At 74.3% G+C, this 15,047-nt stretch carries 14 protein-coding genes and 1 pseudogene; 8 read left to right on the forward strand and 7 right to left on the reverse strand.

Features of this window, described 5'->3' with window-relative positions:
* Nucleotides 1-6: 6 nt before the first annotated feature.
* Complete coding sequence (gene flgE, locus Q7A36_RS15730; protein WP_305104668.1) at nucleotides 7-1,314, reverse strand: flagellar hook protein FlgE; 1,308 nt, start codon at nucleotides 1,312-1,314, stop codon at nucleotides 7-9.
* A gap of 183 nt (nucleotides 1,315-1,497) precedes the next feature.
* Here flgE and Q7A36_RS15735 point away from each other — a divergent pair, with 183 nt between their 5' ends.
* Entirely contained in the window at nucleotides 1,498-3,228 is a 1,731-nt protein-coding gene (locus Q7A36_RS15735) for a flagellar hook-length control protein FliK (protein ID WP_305104669.1), read from the forward strand.
* A 12-nt stretch (nucleotides 3,229-3,240) separates the two neighbouring features.
* Nucleotides 3,241-3,894, forward strand: coding sequence for a flagellar hook assembly protein FlgD (locus Q7A36_RS15740; RefSeq protein WP_305104670.1), 654 nt, complete (start codon nucleotides 3,241-3,243; stop codon nucleotides 3,892-3,894).
* A 61-nt stretch (nucleotides 3,895-3,955) separates the two neighbouring features.
* On the opposite strand, the gene Q7A36_RS15745 is transcribed toward Q7A36_RS15740, so the two are convergent.
* From Q7A36_RS15745 to rfaD, 5 genes are read right to left on the reverse strand one after another with little or no spacing between them, the layout of a single operon-like run.
* Nucleotides 3,956-5,080, reverse strand: a complete 1,125-nt coding sequence (locus Q7A36_RS15745) for a hypothetical protein (protein ID WP_305104671.1) — start codon at nucleotides 5,078-5,080, stop codon at nucleotides 3,956-3,958.
* A 58-nt stretch (nucleotides 5,081-5,138) separates the two neighbouring features.
* Nucleotides 5,139-5,924: a peptidoglycan editing factor PgeF gene (gene pgeF / locus Q7A36_RS15750; RefSeq protein WP_305104672.1), complete on the reverse strand. Its 786-nt coding sequence runs from the start codon at nucleotides 5,922-5,924 to the stop codon at nucleotides 5,139-5,141.
* Nucleotides 5,921-6,907 (reverse strand): class I SAM-dependent methyltransferase, encoded by a 987-nt coding sequence (locus tag Q7A36_RS15755; RefSeq protein WP_305104673.1) that lies wholly within the window; start codon nucleotides 6,905-6,907, stop codon nucleotides 5,921-5,923. The genes pgeF and Q7A36_RS15755 overlap by 4 nt, the downstream gene beginning before the upstream one ends.
* A 38-nt stretch (nucleotides 6,908-6,945) precedes the next feature.
* On the reverse strand, nucleotides 6,946-7,758 hold the full coding sequence (lgt, locus tag Q7A36_RS15760) for a prolipoprotein diacylglyceryl transferase (protein ID WP_305104674.1): 813 nt from the start codon (nucleotides 7,756-7,758) through the stop codon (nucleotides 6,946-6,948).
* Nucleotides 7,758-8,738 carry an ADP-glyceromanno-heptose 6-epimerase gene (gene rfaD / locus Q7A36_RS15765; protein ID WP_305104675.1) on the reverse strand — a complete coding sequence of 327 codons (981 nt, stop codon included), beginning with the start codon at nucleotides 8,736-8,738 and terminating at the stop codon, nucleotides 7,758-7,760. The genes lgt and rfaD overlap by 1 nt, the downstream gene beginning before the upstream one ends.
* A gap of 135 nt (nucleotides 8,739-8,873) precedes the next feature.
* On the opposite strand from rfaD, the gene Q7A36_RS15770 reads away from it, so the two are divergent.
* The 4 genes from Q7A36_RS15770 to Q7A36_RS15785 all read left to right on the forward strand — a co-directional run bounded on the left by Q7A36_RS15770 (nucleotide 8,874) and on the right by Q7A36_RS15785 (nucleotide 11,818).
* Nucleotides 8,874-9,269: an accessory factor UbiK family protein gene (locus Q7A36_RS15770; RefSeq protein WP_305104676.1), complete on the forward strand. Its 396-nt coding sequence runs from the start codon at nucleotides 8,874-8,876 to the stop codon at nucleotides 9,267-9,269.
* Between the two features lie 226 nt (nucleotides 9,270-9,495).
* Nucleotides 9,496-9,999, forward strand: coding sequence for a type III secretion system chaperone family protein (locus tag Q7A36_RS15775; RefSeq protein ID WP_305104677.1), 504 nt, complete (start codon nucleotides 9,496-9,498; stop codon nucleotides 9,997-9,999).
* Between the two features lie 119 nt (nucleotides 10,000-10,118).
* On the forward strand, nucleotides 10,119-10,406 hold the full coding sequence (locus Q7A36_RS15780) for a hypothetical protein (RefSeq protein ID WP_305104678.1): 288 nt from the start codon (nucleotides 10,119-10,121) through the stop codon (nucleotides 10,404-10,406).
* A gap of 113 nt (nucleotides 10,407-10,519) precedes the next feature.
* Nucleotides 10,520-11,818, forward strand: coding sequence for an MFS transporter (locus Q7A36_RS15785; protein ID WP_305104679.1), 1,299 nt, complete (start codon nucleotides 10,520-10,522; stop codon nucleotides 11,816-11,818).
* A 25-nt stretch (nucleotides 11,819-11,843) separates the two neighbouring features.
* Here Q7A36_RS15785 and Q7A36_RS15790 read toward each other — a convergent pair whose 3' ends face one another.
* Nucleotides 11,844-13,940: a phytoene desaturase family protein gene (locus Q7A36_RS15790; RefSeq protein ID WP_305104680.1), complete on the reverse strand. Its 2,097-nt coding sequence runs from the start codon at nucleotides 13,938-13,940 to the stop codon at nucleotides 11,844-11,846.
* Nucleotides 13,941-14,014: 74 nt separating this feature from the next.
* Between Q7A36_RS15790 and Q7A36_RS15795 the strand changes: the two genes are divergently transcribed.
* Nucleotides 14,015-14,545, forward strand: coding sequence for a TetR-like C-terminal domain-containing protein (locus Q7A36_RS15795; protein ID WP_305104681.1), 531 nt, complete (start codon nucleotides 14,015-14,017; stop codon nucleotides 14,543-14,545).
* A 109-nt stretch (nucleotides 14,546-14,654) separates the two neighbouring features.
* Nucleotides 14,655-15,047, forward strand: a pseudogene (locus tag Q7A36_RS15800) (hypothetical protein); the annotation flags it as partial.

Raw genomic sequence — 15,047 nt, forward strand, 5'->3', positions numbered from 1 at the left:
GCTGCCTCAGCGGCGCATGTTGATGGTGTCCTGCAGCATCTCGTCCGTCGTGCTGACGATCTTGGTGTTGGCGGAATAGGCGCGCTGCGCGACGATCAGCTTGGTGAACTCGCTGGCGATGTCGACATTCGAGCTCTCGACCGAGCCGGTGACGAGCTTGCCGACGCCGTTCGAGGCGGCATCGGTCACGCGCGCCTCGCCGCTCTCGGGCGTGCGCATGAAGGCCTGGCCGTCGAGGCGCTGCAGCAGCTCGGGGTCGTTGAAGGCGACGAGCGGCACGCGGGCCAGCACGCGGCTCTGGCCATTGTCGTAGTTCACCACCACGTCGCCGTTCTGGCGCAGCGTCAGGCCGGAATAGGCGCCGAGCGGCACGCCGTCCTGGATGTTGTTGCGGACCGCGAATTCGGCCGTGTCGTACTGCGTCATGCCCTGGGAGAGGCCGAACTGGCCGAGGGCGAGGGACACGGTCTGCGGGCCCTGGCCGAAATCGGCGGTGAAGGTCAGGTTCGCCGGATCGCCCTGGGCATTGGTGGCGGGCGGCGTGATCGAGCCGGTGGCGCTGGAGAAGCTGCCGAGCGTGCCGCCGGTGGCGGGCGGCGTCGCGGCGGCGCCGAACTGCAGCGAGACCGTGCCGCGCGCGGCGGCGCTGACGTCGTCCGGGACATTGATGTCGAGGGTCCAGGTATCGGCCGCGGTCTTGCTGAAACTCAGGTTCACCGGGTGCTTGGTGCCGAGGCTGTCATAGACCTCCGCCTGGGTGGTGTAGGTGGCGCCATTGGCGCTGCCGGAGGGCAGGTTGGCGGTGAAGTCGACCTGCTTGGTGGCGACCGGGTTGAAGACCTGCTGGTTGACGCGGATGGGCGTCAGCGTGGTGCGGTCCGGGTTGCCGGCGCTGTCCACCGGCCAGCCGCGCAGGTAATAGCCGGAGCCGTTGACCATGTAGCCGTCGCGGTCGAGCTTGAAGTCGCCGGCGCGGGTGAAGAACTGCCGGTAGTCGAAGGTCGGCAGGCCGTTCGCCGTGCCGGTCGAGGCCGCGACGCTGAAGAAGCCCTGGCCGCTGATGGCCAGCGCCAGCGAGTTCTCCGACTGCTGGATCGTGCCCTGGATGGTGTTGGTGTAGTCCGGCCGGGCGACGACCGCGCCCGGCTCGTTCACCGTCGCGCTGGACTCCGTGATGTAGGAGGTGAAGCTGGTGTCGACGCGCTTGAAGCCGATGGTCTGGCTATTGGCGACATTGTCCGAGATGTCGCCGAGCGCGCGGCTCTGCGCGGTGAGGCCGCTGATGGCCGCGGTGAGCGAGCCGAAGAGGGACATGCGCTGAGGGCTCCGTGAGCGGTGGGCGTGACCTGCCGGCGCCGGTGCAGCGGCCGTGCCAGCGCCGGGCGCCGCCGGCGCGGCGGGGCTTGCCGGCCGGGCGGCAGGCCTTGCCGGGCGGGCGGCGGGTCCTGCCGGAGCGCCGCCGGCGGGGGCTGGCACGCGCCGCGCTTCCGTCCCGGCATGGATGCCATCCCGACCCGGCCCGCGCCCGCCCAGCCCGGCCCCGCCCTGCCGCGGGCGGAGGGGGAGGCGAGGGCAGCGGAGGACAAGGCCGGCTTCGCGGCTGCCATGGCGAAGGCGCAGAAGCCGCCCGGCAAGGACGGCCCGGAGGCGCCGGGCGCAGAGCGGGACCCGGCGGAGGAGGGCGAGGCCAGGACGGTCGGCCTGCCCGAGGACGGCCCCCTGCCGTCGCAGGGTCCCGGCGCGGAGCGGATGCCCGCCCCGGACGGAGTGCCCTGGGTGGACCCATCGGCCTCGCGGGAGGCCGATCCGGTGCCTCCCGCCGACCCGTCTCGCGCCGTGACGCCGGTCCTGCCCGCGACCGCACCGCCCATGCCCCAGGGCATCGCGGCGGCGCCCGCCGCGCCGCCGGCCCGGCCCGCAGTGGTGCCCGCGCCGGACACGACCGTGCCCGATGCCGCGGGCCCGCCGGGCGCATCGGCATCCACGCCCGCCCTGGTCCAGGCGCCCGGCCGCCCCGGGGCCGATCCCGGCGCGCCGGCGGGCATCCGGGCCGGCGAGGCCTCGCCGCAGACGGGACAGGCCCGGACGGCCCCGGTCGCCGAGGCCTCGACGCCAGGGACGACAGGAGCTGCGGGGGCCGCCCCGGTGGCGGACCCGACCCCATCGGCCGCCGTGCCGGTCCGGAGACCGGAGGCCGACGGCGCCGCCCCCGCGCATCGGCCGGGGACGGAACTGCCTGCCCCCCTGCCGGGGACGGCACCGCAAGCGGTCGGGATTGCATCCGATCCGGCGCAGGGCCGGGCGATCCAGGCTGCTGCATCCGCGCCAGGGGCCATCCCGGGCGGCGGTGAGGCGGCGCCCATCCCCGCGGCCCGGTCCGGCACGGCGCCGGCCGTCGCGGCCACGGTCCCGCCGCCTTCGCCCACCCGCGCGGCGCGAACCCCTGCGAACCCCGGCCAGGCCGCCGCGACCGACGCGCCCCCGCACTCCGCCCGAGGCCCGGCCGGCACTCGCCTCTCGCCCTTGCCCGGGCAGCCGGACCCCGACCCGGTGCCCCTCGGCGCAGAGGCCGCGTCGCCCGATGCCGTCGTCCCGGGCGGTCCCGTGCCAGGCCCGGCGTCTCGCCAGGACCAGCCGGCGCCAACCGCCACCCATCCCGTGCCTGCCCCAGCGCCGTCCCAGGCCTCGTCGGCCATTGCCTCCGGCGATGCGGCGTCGCCGCTCGTCGTCGCCGCGGCGGGTCAGGCGGCGCCCGCCACCCCGGCCGAGGCGCCCGCCCCGGCCGCCACCCCCGCCGCGCCGCGCCCGGCGCCGGCGCCCGCCCGCCAGGTCGCGCCGGTGGCCATTGCTCTCGCGCTCGGCCCCGGCCAGGCGCCGCGCCTGACCCTGGCGCTCGAGCCGGAGGCGCTTGGCCGCGTCGAGATCCGCATCGAGCGCGATGCCGAGGGCGATACCTCCGCCGTGCGGGTGACGGCCGAGCGGCCGGAGACCCTCGCCCTGCTGCAGCGCGACGCGCGGGAACTCGACCGCGCCCTCGGCCAGGCCGGCGTCTCGGTGGGCGAGGGCGGGCTGCGCTTCGACCTCGCGGGCGGCGAGGGCGCGGCCGACGGGCGTGGCGGCGAGCGCCGCCCGCCGGCGCGCCACTCGCAGGCCGCGCCGTTGCCCGAGGCGACGCCCTCCGCCGGGACGCGCCGCCTCGCCCTCTCGCTGCTCGACATCGCCGTCTAGGGGAGCCGCCGCATGACGACCGTGACCGACACCACCGCCACGCAGACCAAGACCGCCACACAGAAGAGCACCACCGGCCTCGGCGGCGACTTCAACACCTTCCTCACGCTGCTGACGGCGCAGTTGAAGAACCAGGACCCGACCCAGGCCATGGACACCAACCAGATGACCCAGCAGCTCGTGCAATTCGCCTCGGTCGAGCAGCAGATCAACATGAACACCAATCTCGGCAAGCTGATCGGCCTGCAGCAGACGTCCCAGCTCACCGCCGCGGCGCCGCTGATGGGCAGGCAGGTGGAGGTCGAGAGCGACCAGCTTCCGCTGCAGGACGGCGCGGCGGTGCTGCGGCTGCCGGCGGGCTCGGGCAAGGCGGTGGTCACCATCCTGGACGCGGCCGGCCGCACCCTGCGGCAGGACCAGGTGACGCTGACGGCGGCGTCGCAGGACTGGGCCTGGAACGGCCTCGACGCGAAGGGCAAGCGGCAGCCGGATGGCGCCTATCGCTTCACGGTCACGGCGCGGGACAGCGGCGGCACGAACCAGTCGGTCGATGCGACGGTGGTCGCCCGCGCCACGGCGGCGGAGCGGCAGGACGGCGACCTCAGGCTCGTCCTCGGCAGCATCTCCGTCGGCTTCGATGCGGTGCGGCGGCTGGCCGGCGAGTGATCCTCACCGGCGGCGGTCCCGGCCTCCGCCGGTCGGCGCGGTGTGCGGACGGCGCGGCGGCTCAGCGCAGGATCGGCGGCGCCGGCGGGGTTGAGGAGGCCTGCGGCCCGGCCGGCTTCGGTGCATCCGTGGTGGTGGGCGGCGCGGTCATGGCATTGGAGACCACGGTCTTCACGCCGCCAGCCGCCTCCTCCGCCGCGATATAGGCGATGTCGCCCCAGAGCCGGTTCAGCCGCCCCGCCGGCACCTCGTTCATCTGCACGACGCGGCCGAGTTCCTCGCCGTCGCGGCGGCTGACGATCCACTGAATCTCGACCCGCTCCACCCCCTGCACCGGCGTCGGCACCACCGAGACCTCGGCCTGCAGCGCGTAAGCCGCGCCCTCCGCGGTCTCCTGCACCACGAATCCCTGGTTGCCCAACTGCTCGCGCATGCGGGTGCCGAGCGAGGTATTGCCGTCGCCAGGCGCGCCCTTCACGCCCACCATGTGCAGCTTCGGCGGGCCGGCGGTGAGTGAGGCCGGGTCGGTCGATTTCCGCGCCGCCTCCACCTGCAGCAGCAACTGGGTCAGCTTCGGCGCCGCCTCCTGCGCCACGCGGTCGAAGAGCGGGCGCTCGGCCTCCGCCCAGTCGCGCACCGGGACGGGGGAGCCCTCGGTCGCCGCCTGCGGCTTGCGGTCGGCATCGAGCAGCCGGAAGCGCGGCACCACCTCCTGGCCGCGCCGCTCGGCCGTCGCCTCCACCTGCCAGTCGAGCGGCAGGGGCGTCGGGGTGGCGATGGCCGGGACGTCCTGCGCCTGCAGCGCCGATGTGATCGCCTCGGCATAGGCCTCCGCCGCCTTGCCGGGGAGCATGGCCTCGTCCGGCGGCCGGACGGCGAGGCGGACGGCGAGCGGGATGGCCAGCACCCCGGCTTGGCCGCCGGGCCGGCCGCGATAAGGCTGCGGCAGGTCGCCGCAGGCCGACAGCGCCAGCAGCAGCGCGCCGGCGAGGGCGAGGGCGAGGGCGTGTCTGCAATGGGACCGGCGAAGGATCGGCGAGGGATTCTTCGGCCTGGCCAGGACGCGGGTGCAGCCGATGCTGGCGGCATCGGCAAGGCCACGGACGCCGCCAGGACGGAAAAGACCCGGCGAGACGAGCCGCAGCGCATTGCAGACGCGCCCTATGGCTGACTTAGAAGAGGACACAGGACACCAGCAGCGTGAGCAGCGTCAGCATCATGAACTGGACGAGATAGGGCATGGGTCAGGGCGCCAGGGCGATGGCGCTGATCTGATGCCCGATCGGGCCGCCGCCGGCCAGCGTCCGGCGGCGATGGCTGAAGAAGCGGTGCTCCTCCACCAGGGTGTCGGTGGCCGCGCCCTCCACCAAAGCAAGGCCGGCGGCGGCGAGGCGGGCGGCGCAATAGCCCGCCAGGTCGAACTGCCAGCGCGCCTCCCTCCGGCCCGGGGCGAGAAAGCGGGCATCCTCCGGGTCGCGGGCGAGGACGGCATCGCGCAGGTCGGGCCCGACCTCGTAGCTCGCCTGGGCGATGCAGGGGCCGACGGCGGCGAGGATGCGGGCGCGGGCGGCGCCCAGCCGCTCCATGGCCTCGACCGTCGCCTCCAGCACCCCGTCCACCGCGCCGCGCCAGCCGGCATGGGCGGCGCCGATCACCCCGGCCGCGGGGTCGGCGAAGAGCACCGGGGCGCAATCGGCGGTGACGATGCCGAGCGCGATGCCGGGCCGCCGCGTGACCAGGGCATCGGCCTTCGGCCCTTCGCCCTCCCGCCAGCCCTGCGCGTCCACCTCCGCCACCGCGATGCCGTGCACCTGGGTCAGGCCATGCAGCGCCGGCAGGTCGCAGCCGAGGGCGGCGGCGGCGCGGCGGCGGTTCTCCCGCACGCGGTCGCGGTCGTCCTGGCCGGAGAGGGAGCAGTTCAGCGCCGCCCAGGGCCCCTCGGAGACGCCCCCGCGGCGCGTGAAGAAGCCGTGGCGCAGCCCCGTCACCGCGGCCAGCGCAGGGGTGGTCAGGTACTCGGCATCCGTCATGCGGTCTCGAAACCCGGAGGGGTGGGGAGGGCGGGATGGCACAGGCAGAGCGCCTTGAACAGGCGGCCCATCCCTTCCGGCGCGACCAGCCGCTCGGCGCCCGAGAGGATCAGCCCGGCCTGGTCGCGGCGGCCGGCGCCGGCGGCGCTCCGCGCCAGGATCGCGGCGCGCTGCGGCAGGCCAAGGCGCTGCAGGAAGAGCCCCATGGGCAGCGGGCCATGCGCGGCGGCGCCGGCCGCGCGGGCGGCATCGGCGAGGGCGGCGAAGGGGACATGGGCGGTGAGGTCCACCATGCCGGGCTCGGCCAGCGGCTCGGCGCGGCCGTGCCGCGTCATCGCCTGTAAGGTGTCGCCCAGGGCGGGCTCGGCATAGCCGTAGTCGAGCGCGAGCAGCGCGCCGCCCTGGTCCCGCAGCCGGGCGGCGAGGCTGGCGGCGACCGCCATGCCGGCCTCGGCGACCTCGGCGATGGCGCCCTCCGGCGCCGCGGCCGGCAGGGCGGGCGGGTCCGCCGCCGGCAGGTCGAGGAATTGCCCCCCGGCCACGTGCCGCTCCAGCCAGGCGCCGCCCTGGCGGAGGAATTGCCGGATCGGCAGGGCGTCGAAGAACTCGTTGGCCAGGATGATGGCCGGGCCGGCGGGCAAGGTGGCGCTGTCCTCGTGCCAGGCCTCGACCGCCGTGCCGAGCCGCTGCCGCTGGGCGGCGCGCAGGCTGGGGGAGGTTTCGACCAGATGCACCCTGAGCGCCGCGCGGAAGTCCGGCACGACGTCCGCCGCCCGCAGCGCATCCGCCATCAGCGTGCCGCGGCCGGGGCCGAGCTCGGCCAGCACGACCGGGGCGGGGCTGCCCATGAGCTGCCAGGTCACCGCCGCCCAGAGGCCGAGGCATTCCCCGAAGGCCTGGGAGATCTCGGGCGCCGTGGTGAAGTCCCCGGCCGCGCCGAAGGGGTCGCGGCCGCCGTAATAGGCCGCGACCGCGCGGGCCATGAAGCGGTCGAGGCGTTCGGGTTCGTCCCGGGGATCGCTCAGGCCGCCACCTCCCGCGCTGCGGGCCGCGCCCGCGCCATCAGCCAGAGGCCCACCAGGATCATCGGCAGGGAGAGCAACTGCCCCATGGTCGCGCCGGCGAAGAGGAAGCCGAGGAAGGAATCGGGCTCGCGGAAGAACTCGCCCAGGGTCCGCGCCACGCCATAGCCCGCGAGGAAGGCGCCGGCGACGAAACCGCGCCGCGCCCGGATCGCCGGCACATGGACCAGCGCCTGCAGCAGCAGGAAGAGCAGCACGCCCTCCATGCCCGCCTGGTAGAGCTGGCTGGGGTGGCGGGGGACCTGCAGCGGGTCGTGCGGGAAGACCATGGCCCAGGGGACATCCGCCGGCCGACCCCAGAGCTCCCCGTTCACGAAATTGGCGCAGCGGCCGAGGAAGAGCCCGATCGGCACCACCGAGGCGACGCGGTCGCCGAAGGCCAGCAGGTCGATCCGCTGCTGCCGGCAGAACAGCACGGTCGCCACGATCACGCCCAGCATGCCGCCATGGAAGGCCATGCCGCCCTGCCAGACCTGCAGGATCTCGAGCGGGTGGGTGAGGTAGTGGCCCGGCCGGTAGAAGAGCACATAGCCGAGCCGCCCGCCGAGGATGATGCCGAGCGTCACCCAGGTGATGTAGTCGTCCGCCTGCTGCCGCGTGGCGACCGCCGGCTCGAGCGCCACCATCCGCCGCCCCAGCAGCCAGCCGAGGACGATGCCGAGGATATAGGCCAGCGCATACCAGCGGATGGCGAGCGGCCCGACCTGGACGAGCACCGGGTCGAAGGCCGGGAAGGGGATGGCGAAGAGCATCAGCGGTAGGGATCGCCGGTCATCAGGTGGTCCTGCACGGTACGGCGCACCCCTTCCTCCAGCGGCGTGGTCTGGGCGTTGAAGCCCGCCGCGCGCAGCCGGTCCAGCGGCGCCTCGGTGAAATACTGGTACTTGCCGCGCAGGTCCGCCGGCATGTCGACGAAGCGGATGTCGGGCTCGCGGCCCATGGCGGCGAACATGGCATGGACGAGGTCGAGGAAGCTCCGCGCCCGGCCGGAGCCGACATTGAAGAGGCCGGAGACCTGCGGGTTCTCGAGCAGCCAGAGCATGACCGCGACGCAGTCGTCCACATGCACGAAGTCGCGCATCTGCTGCCCGTCGGCGATTCCCTCGCGGTCGGAGCGGAAGAGCGTCGCGGGCTCCCCGGCCATGACCTGGCGGAACTTGTGGAACAGCGCGCTCGCCATGCGGCCCTTGTGGTGCTCGTTCGGGCCGTAGACGTTGAAGAAGCGGAGCCCCGCCCATTGCGGCGGCCGCGGTGCCCCGCGGCCGAGCATCTGCGCCACGCGCCGGTCGAAGGCGAGCTTCGACCAGCCATAGAGGTTGAGCGGCCGGAGCCGCGCCAGGGCCGCGGGCGAGGCATCGTCCTCGAAGCCCTGCGCGCCGTCGCCATAGGTCGCGGCGGAGGAGGCGTAGAGGAAGGGGGTCTCCCGCTCCGCGCAGGCCTCCCAGAGGCGCAGCGGCAGGGTGAGGTTCGTGGCGGCGACCAGGTCGCCATCGGTCTCGGTGGTCGCGCTGATGGCGCCCATGTGCAGCACCGCGGTCAGCGGCGGCCGGGTGGCGAGGAAATCCTCCAGCGCCTCCGGCGGCAGCAGGCCGGCGATGGTGTGCTTCGCCAGGTTGCGCCACTTGTCCTCGGTGCCCAGGCGGTCGACCACCATCACCTCGGCATCGCGGGCGGCGAGCGCGGCGACGAGGTTGGAGCCGATGAAACCGGCACCCCCGGTGACCAGATACATCGGGCGGGATCCCTGGCTGGCCGCGGCACCGTTGCGCCGGGACGGCGCGGGGTATAGGGCGCGGCGGCGCGGCCTGTGAAGGGCGGCGATCCCCGCCCGACCCCTGACCATCATGCCGGGACAAGGAGACAGCGGATGAGCGAGACGGGCAGCGGCGGGCGCCGCCGGGGCAGCCTCTTCGACGACCTCGCGGGGGTGGCGGGCGGCGCCTTCTCGGCGCTGGCCGGGGCGCGGGCGGAGATGGAGGCGGCGGCGCGCGCCCAGGTCGATGCCATGGTGCAGCGGCTGGACCTGGTGAAGCGCGAGGATTTCGACGCCGCCATGGAACTCGCCCGCCGGGCGCGCGAGGCGCAGGAGGCGCTGGAGTCCCGGGTCGTGGCGCTGGAGGCCAGGCTGGCCACGATGGCGGCGTCGAGCCTCACCGCCGGCCCGGAGGCGGCGGGCATCGCGGCCGGGGAGGCGATCCAGCCGCCGCAGGCCGCCGGCGTGCCGCCGACCGAGAAGACCGAGGCGACGCCGGACGGGGTGTGACCCGGCGGCGGGTCCGCGAGACCCGCCGCAACACACCGTCGAAAAATGTCACAGGTCTGGAACGCATTGTGAATCGACGCGGCAACCACCGCCCTTGCGGGGGCGTTTGGCGCCTGCGTAGTCTATAGGTGGTGGTCACTGGCGCCCGATTCACCCAAGACTCGGTAGTCCGGGGTGATGGGGCCCAGGGGGCCACTGTCCGCAGGATGACAGAGGAGGTGCCGCGATGTCCGGTCTTCAGGCCCGCGTGCGCGAGCGTGCGACCAACCCCCTCGACGTGCTCGAACAGATCGTCGCGGCCAATGAATGGGCCTTCGAGCGCCGCTCCGACGGCGAGATGGCCGCCGAGGCGCCGGGCAAGTGGTGCGACTACGGCCTGTTCTTCTCCTGGTCGCCGGAGATCAGCGCCATGCACTTCTCCTGCGCCTTCGACATGAAGGTGCCGGCGGAGACCCGCGGCAAGCTGTTCGAACTGCTCGCGCTGGCGAACGAGAAGCTCTGGATCGGCCATTTCGGCCTGGAGTCGGAGGAGGGGGTGCCGGTCTTCCGCCACTCCGTCCTGCTGCGCGGCGCGCCCTCGGCCAGCGCCGAGAGCCTCGAGGATATGGTCGACATCGCCATCACGGAATGCGAGCGCTTCTTCCCCGCCTTCCAGTTCGTCCTCTGGGGCGGCAAGGCGCCCGGGGATGCCCTGCAGGCGGCGATGCTGGACTGCGTCGGCGAGGCCTGACCCGAAGGCCGTGTGGCCCGGCCGCGACACAAGGCGTTAAGGCTCCTGGGCGAAAGCACCATTCCACGGGGCGGCGCGTTGTGGAATGCCAATCGCCCGGAGAGCCGGAGAGCCCCACGATGACGCCCACCGATGGCTTGCCCCAGGACCTGCGTGCCATCGGGCGCCTGCCCGGCGGCCTGGAGGTGGAGATCCGCCATCGCCGCGCCGCCGGGCCTGCCGGGCCCGAGCAATTGGTGCTGAGCCTCACCGCCCCCGCCGGCTTCGAGACCTGGGGCCGGCTGATGGAGGCCTCCAACCCGATGCTGGCCTGGATCCAGGTCTGGGAAGCCGCCTGGGCGCCCTGGCTCGCGCTGATGGGCATGGTGCCGCCGCGCCTCTCGGCCCGGGGCCGGCCGCACCGCTGAGGTTCCCGCGGTGCGCGCCAGCGCGCACCCGATAGCGCTCCCGCGCGTTGCTCCCCCGGGCCAGGGCGGAGCGGGGCATCCCCGGACCGGCCGGCACCGGGGGGAAACAGGCCATGGCCGGTACCGGGGACCCGAGGCGCGCCGCGCCCGGCGGGCGCACCCGCTGGGTGATCGTCGCCCTGCTCTTCGCCATCACCACCGTCAACTACATGGACCGCAACCTGCTCGGCGTGCTGAAGCCGACGATCCAGGGCGAGCTCCATTTCTCCGAGAGCGACTACGGCGACATCGTCTTCGCCTTCAGCATCGCCTATGCCGCGGGCTATGCCGGCATGGGCGCCTTCACCGACAAGGTCGGCATCCGCATCGGCCTCGCCGTCGCCGCCATGGTCTGGTCGGTGGCCTCCGCGGCGCATGGGCTCGTCGCCTCCGTCACCGGCTTCACCCTCGCGCGCGTCATGCTCGGCCTCGGCGAGGGCGGCAATTTCCCGACCTGCATCAAGACCGTCGCCACCTGGTTCCCGCGCCGCGACCGGGCGCTGGCGACCGGCGTCTTCAACTCCGGCAGCAATATCGGCGGGCTGCTGGCGCCGCTGATCGCCGCCTTCGTCACCGCGACCTGGGGCTGGCAGGCGGCCTTCTATGTCAGCGGCGCGGTCGGCCTGCTCTGGCTGGTCTTCTGGCTCGGCCTCTACCGCGCGCCGGAGGTGCATCCGGACGTCACGCCGGAGGAACTCGCCTATATCCGCAGCGACCCCGAGCCGCCGGTCGAGCGCGTGCCCTGGACCGCGCTGCTCGCCTATGCCGGCACCTGGACCTACATCGTCGGCGGCGTGCTCACCAACCCGGTCTGGTGGTTCTACAACAACTGGGTGCCGAGCTTCCTCTTCGACCGGTTCCACGTGAACCTGCTGGCACTCGGCCTGCCGCTGGTCGTGATCTACCTGATGACCGATGTCGGCTCGATCGGCGGCGGCTGGCTGTCGGGGCGGCTGATCCGGGCGGGCTTCGGGGTCTTCACCGCGCGGAAGCTCGCCTTGCTGGCCTGCGCGATCTGCACCGTGCCGGTCTTCCTCGCGCCGCGGGTGGAAGGGATCTGGACCGCGGTGCTGCTGATCGGCCTCGCCATGGCGGCGCATCAGGGCTTCTCGGCCAACCTCTTCACCCTGGTCTCGGACACCATGCCGAAGGGCGCGATCGCCGGCGCGGTCGGGCTCGGTGGCTGCATCAGCTCGATCCTCAGCGGCTTCTCGGCCAAGGTGGTCGGGCGGATCCTGGACGCGACGGGCGGCAACTACACGCTGGTCTTCTTCGTCGGCGCCGGGGCCTACCTGGTCGCGGTGCTGGCGGTGCACCTGCTGCTGCCGCGCCGGGACGCGGCGGCGGAGGGCGTGGCGCAGGCGGCGGAGTAGCCGCGGCTCCGCCACCCCGCGGGCCTCAGGCGGCGAGGCGCATGGCCTCGGCCGGGGCGCGGGCGAGCAGGCCGGGCAGCAGCGCCTCCGCCGCCTCGGCGCCGGAGATCACCACGGCCTCCACCCCCGCGCCATGGGTGGCGGCGCCGGCCAGCACCAGCCCGGGCAGGCGCTGCTTCGCCGGCAGCCGGCCGGCGGTGCCGTAGATCGCCCCGCCCGTGCTCCAGGCATAGCGCCGGAAGGTGGCGGGCGAGGCGTCGTGCCGCACCAGGATGCGCGCGCGCAGGTCGGGGATGACCTCGGCGGCCCGGTCGATCAGCGCCTCGCCGAAGGCGGCCTTCCGCCTGCGATACGCCTCCGTCCGCCGCCAGGCCTCGAGGTCGGGCGGGAAGCCCTCCGGCGGCAGCCAGGCCGCGGCCTCGGCCTGCGGCAGCAGGACCAGCAGTTCGAGCGTCGAGCACCCGGGCGGCGCGGCGGCGGGGTCGACCGCCGAGGGCACCACCATGCCGACCGGCCCGAGCCGCGTCCCGGCATGGACGACCGGCGGCAGGTCGAGCGCACCGCGGAGGCCGAGGTGTACCGCGAAGGCCGAGCAGGAAGGCCGCGCCGCGGCCAGCCGCGCCGAGACCGCGCCGGCCGGCAGCATGTGGCGGGCGGCGGCGATCGGGTCGCCGTTCAGCACCACGGCCGAGGCCGGGAGGGCGCGCCCGCCGACCAGGATGCCGGAGACGCGGCCGCCCTCCGCCAGCACCCGCTGCACCGGCTGGTTCAGCGCCACCTCGCCGCCGCGGGCGCGGATGGAGGCGACCAGGGCCTCCGCCAGCCGGCCGGAGCCGCCGACCGGATAGACCCCGCCATGGAGGGCATAGCCGAAGATCGGGACCATCTGCGCGACGGTCAGGCTCTCCGGCGCGTCGGTCAGGTAGCCCGCAAGCGCAGAGAGGCGCGCCCTGGCCGCCGGGCTCAGCCGGTGGCGTGCGAGGAAGGCGTCCCAGGGCCGGGCCATCCAGGCCGCGGCAAAGGGGTGAGCGGCGGCGAAGGCCAGCAGCGCCTCCGGCGTCGGCGGCGTGCCGGGGATGCCGCCGCGGCCTTCGCCGGTCGCGTACATCGAGTCGTAGAGCGTGCGGAGCTCGGCGAAGAGCGCGCGGATGCCATCCGCATCCTCCGGGTGCAGGGCGGCCAGCGCCTCGGCATGCGCGGCGGGGTCGCGCGGCGGGTCGAAGACCGTGCCGTGGTCCCAGTAGCGGTGGTCCAGGCGGCGCATCTCTACCGCGTCCTCGATGCCGAGCCGGGCGAAGACGCGGCGCAGCGGCCCGCCCGCCTGCCAGCCGGAGATGTCGTGCACGCCGGAATCGAAGCGGAAGCGCAGGACCTCCCCCGTCGCCGGGTCCTGGCCGCGGGCGCGGCGCGGCCAGGTATGGGCGAAGCCGCCGGGCAGGTCGTGCTGCTCGTGCACCGTGACGGTCACGCCGGCCTCGGCCAGCAGCGCCGCGGCGGTCAGCCCGCCCAATCCGGCGCCGATGACGCGGACCGGCGGCGCGCCGGGCGAGAGCAGGGCAGGGGCCGGCCAGGTCTCCGGCGCCTTCTGCCGGATCATGGCGGCCAGGGCGCGGCGGACCAGCAGCTTCGGGCCGAACGCGGTCGCCAGGGCGCCGAGCAGCATCGGCCCCCAGCGCCAGGGGCCGGCCAAGCCGGCCAGGGCGGCGAGCGCGAACCAGGCGAAGAGCACCGACCAGAGCGCCGACATCGCGCGGTTCACCGCGAGGAAGGCCGGGGTCTCCGTCGCGCCGCGGTAATCGGCGGCCGAGACATGCATGGTCCAGGGCCGGCCGATGGCGAGGCTGACGAAGCCGCCGGCGGCCAGCAGGCCGAGCAGGAGCGCGATGCCGTGCGGCGCCAGCGCCGGGATGGGCAGGGCATGCACCGGCACCAGCAGCGCGAGGCCGAGCAGCAAGGCGAGGTCGAAGGGCCGCCACTCGCCCCGCCGCACCTGCTGCCCGCAGGCCACCAGGGCGGCGAGGAGGCCGGTCGCGGCCCCGAGCAGCGGCCAGCCGAGCGCGAGCCCGACGAAATAGAGGATTTTCGGCGCGAGGCCGAGATGCGCGCGGAGATAGGCCTTCATGGGTCCCTGCGCGGCCTGGACCGCGCCCTCCATCCCGGTATGTTGACGCTGTGAACATACCCCGGATGTGAACAGTGTCAACATCGGATCGCCCCTACCACCATGGCGACCTGCGGGCGGCGCTGCTGGATGCCGCCGATGCCCTGCTGGACGCGGGCGGGGATGGCGCGGTGAGCCTGAGGGAGGCGGCGCGGATGGCCGGTGCCTCCCCGACCGCGGCCTATCGCCACTTCGCCGACAAGGAGGCGCTGCTGGCGGCGCTGGCGGCGCGGCACTTCGCCGAGTTCGGGGCGGCGCTGGCGACCTCCTCGCTCGACGAGATGGGCCGGGCCTATGTCCGCTTCGCCCTCGCCCGGCCGGGGCGGTTCCGGCTGATGTTCGGGCCGCTGCTGGCGCGCGCCGGCCGCCACCCGGCCCTGGCGGAAGCCGCCGATGCGGCCTTCGCGCGGCTTGGCGGGCAGGTCGACTCGCGGGAGGCCGCCCTGCGGGCCTGGAGCATGGCGCATGGCCTGGCGCACCTGCTGCTGGACGGCGCCATCGCGAGCGAGGATGCGGAGGGGCTGGTCGCCCGGGTCCTGCAGCGGCCGCGCGGAACGCGTCCCTGACCCGGCTGCGTTCACGCTGGCATTGACGGCTGCGGGCTTGCACGGCGGTCGATGCGCGTGGTTCCGTAGCTGGCCGGGTTAAACCAACAAGCTTTCCAGGGAGTCGTTCATGACCGTGCCACCCGTCTCGAAGCGGGCCGCGCTGTTCGCCTCAGCCGTCCTCGCGGCCGGCCTCCTCCTCGGTGGGGGCGAGGCGGCTGCGCAGTTGAAGAGCTACGACAGCAGCAAGCCGAGCTTCTGGCAGAATCCGCCGCCCGACTGGTTCCTCGGCGACGAGACCGAGGCGCAGAAGGGCCTCGCCCCGCCGGTCGGCCCGGCGACGCCGACGCCGCTCAACGAGCTCAACGACAACCTCAAGAAGATCAAGCTGCCGCCGGGCTTCAAGATCGAGGTCTATGCGCACGGCATCCCCGAGGCGCGGCAGATGGCCTGGGGTGACAACGGCACGCTCTTCGTCGGCTCCTTCGGCGCGACCAACGTCTATGCGGTGACCGAGCGCAAT

Source organism: Paracraurococcus lichenis (assembly GCF_030657435.1).
Taxonomy (GTDB): Bacteria; Pseudomonadota; Alphaproteobacteria; order Acetobacterales; family Acetobacteraceae; genus Paracraurococcus; species Paracraurococcus lichenis.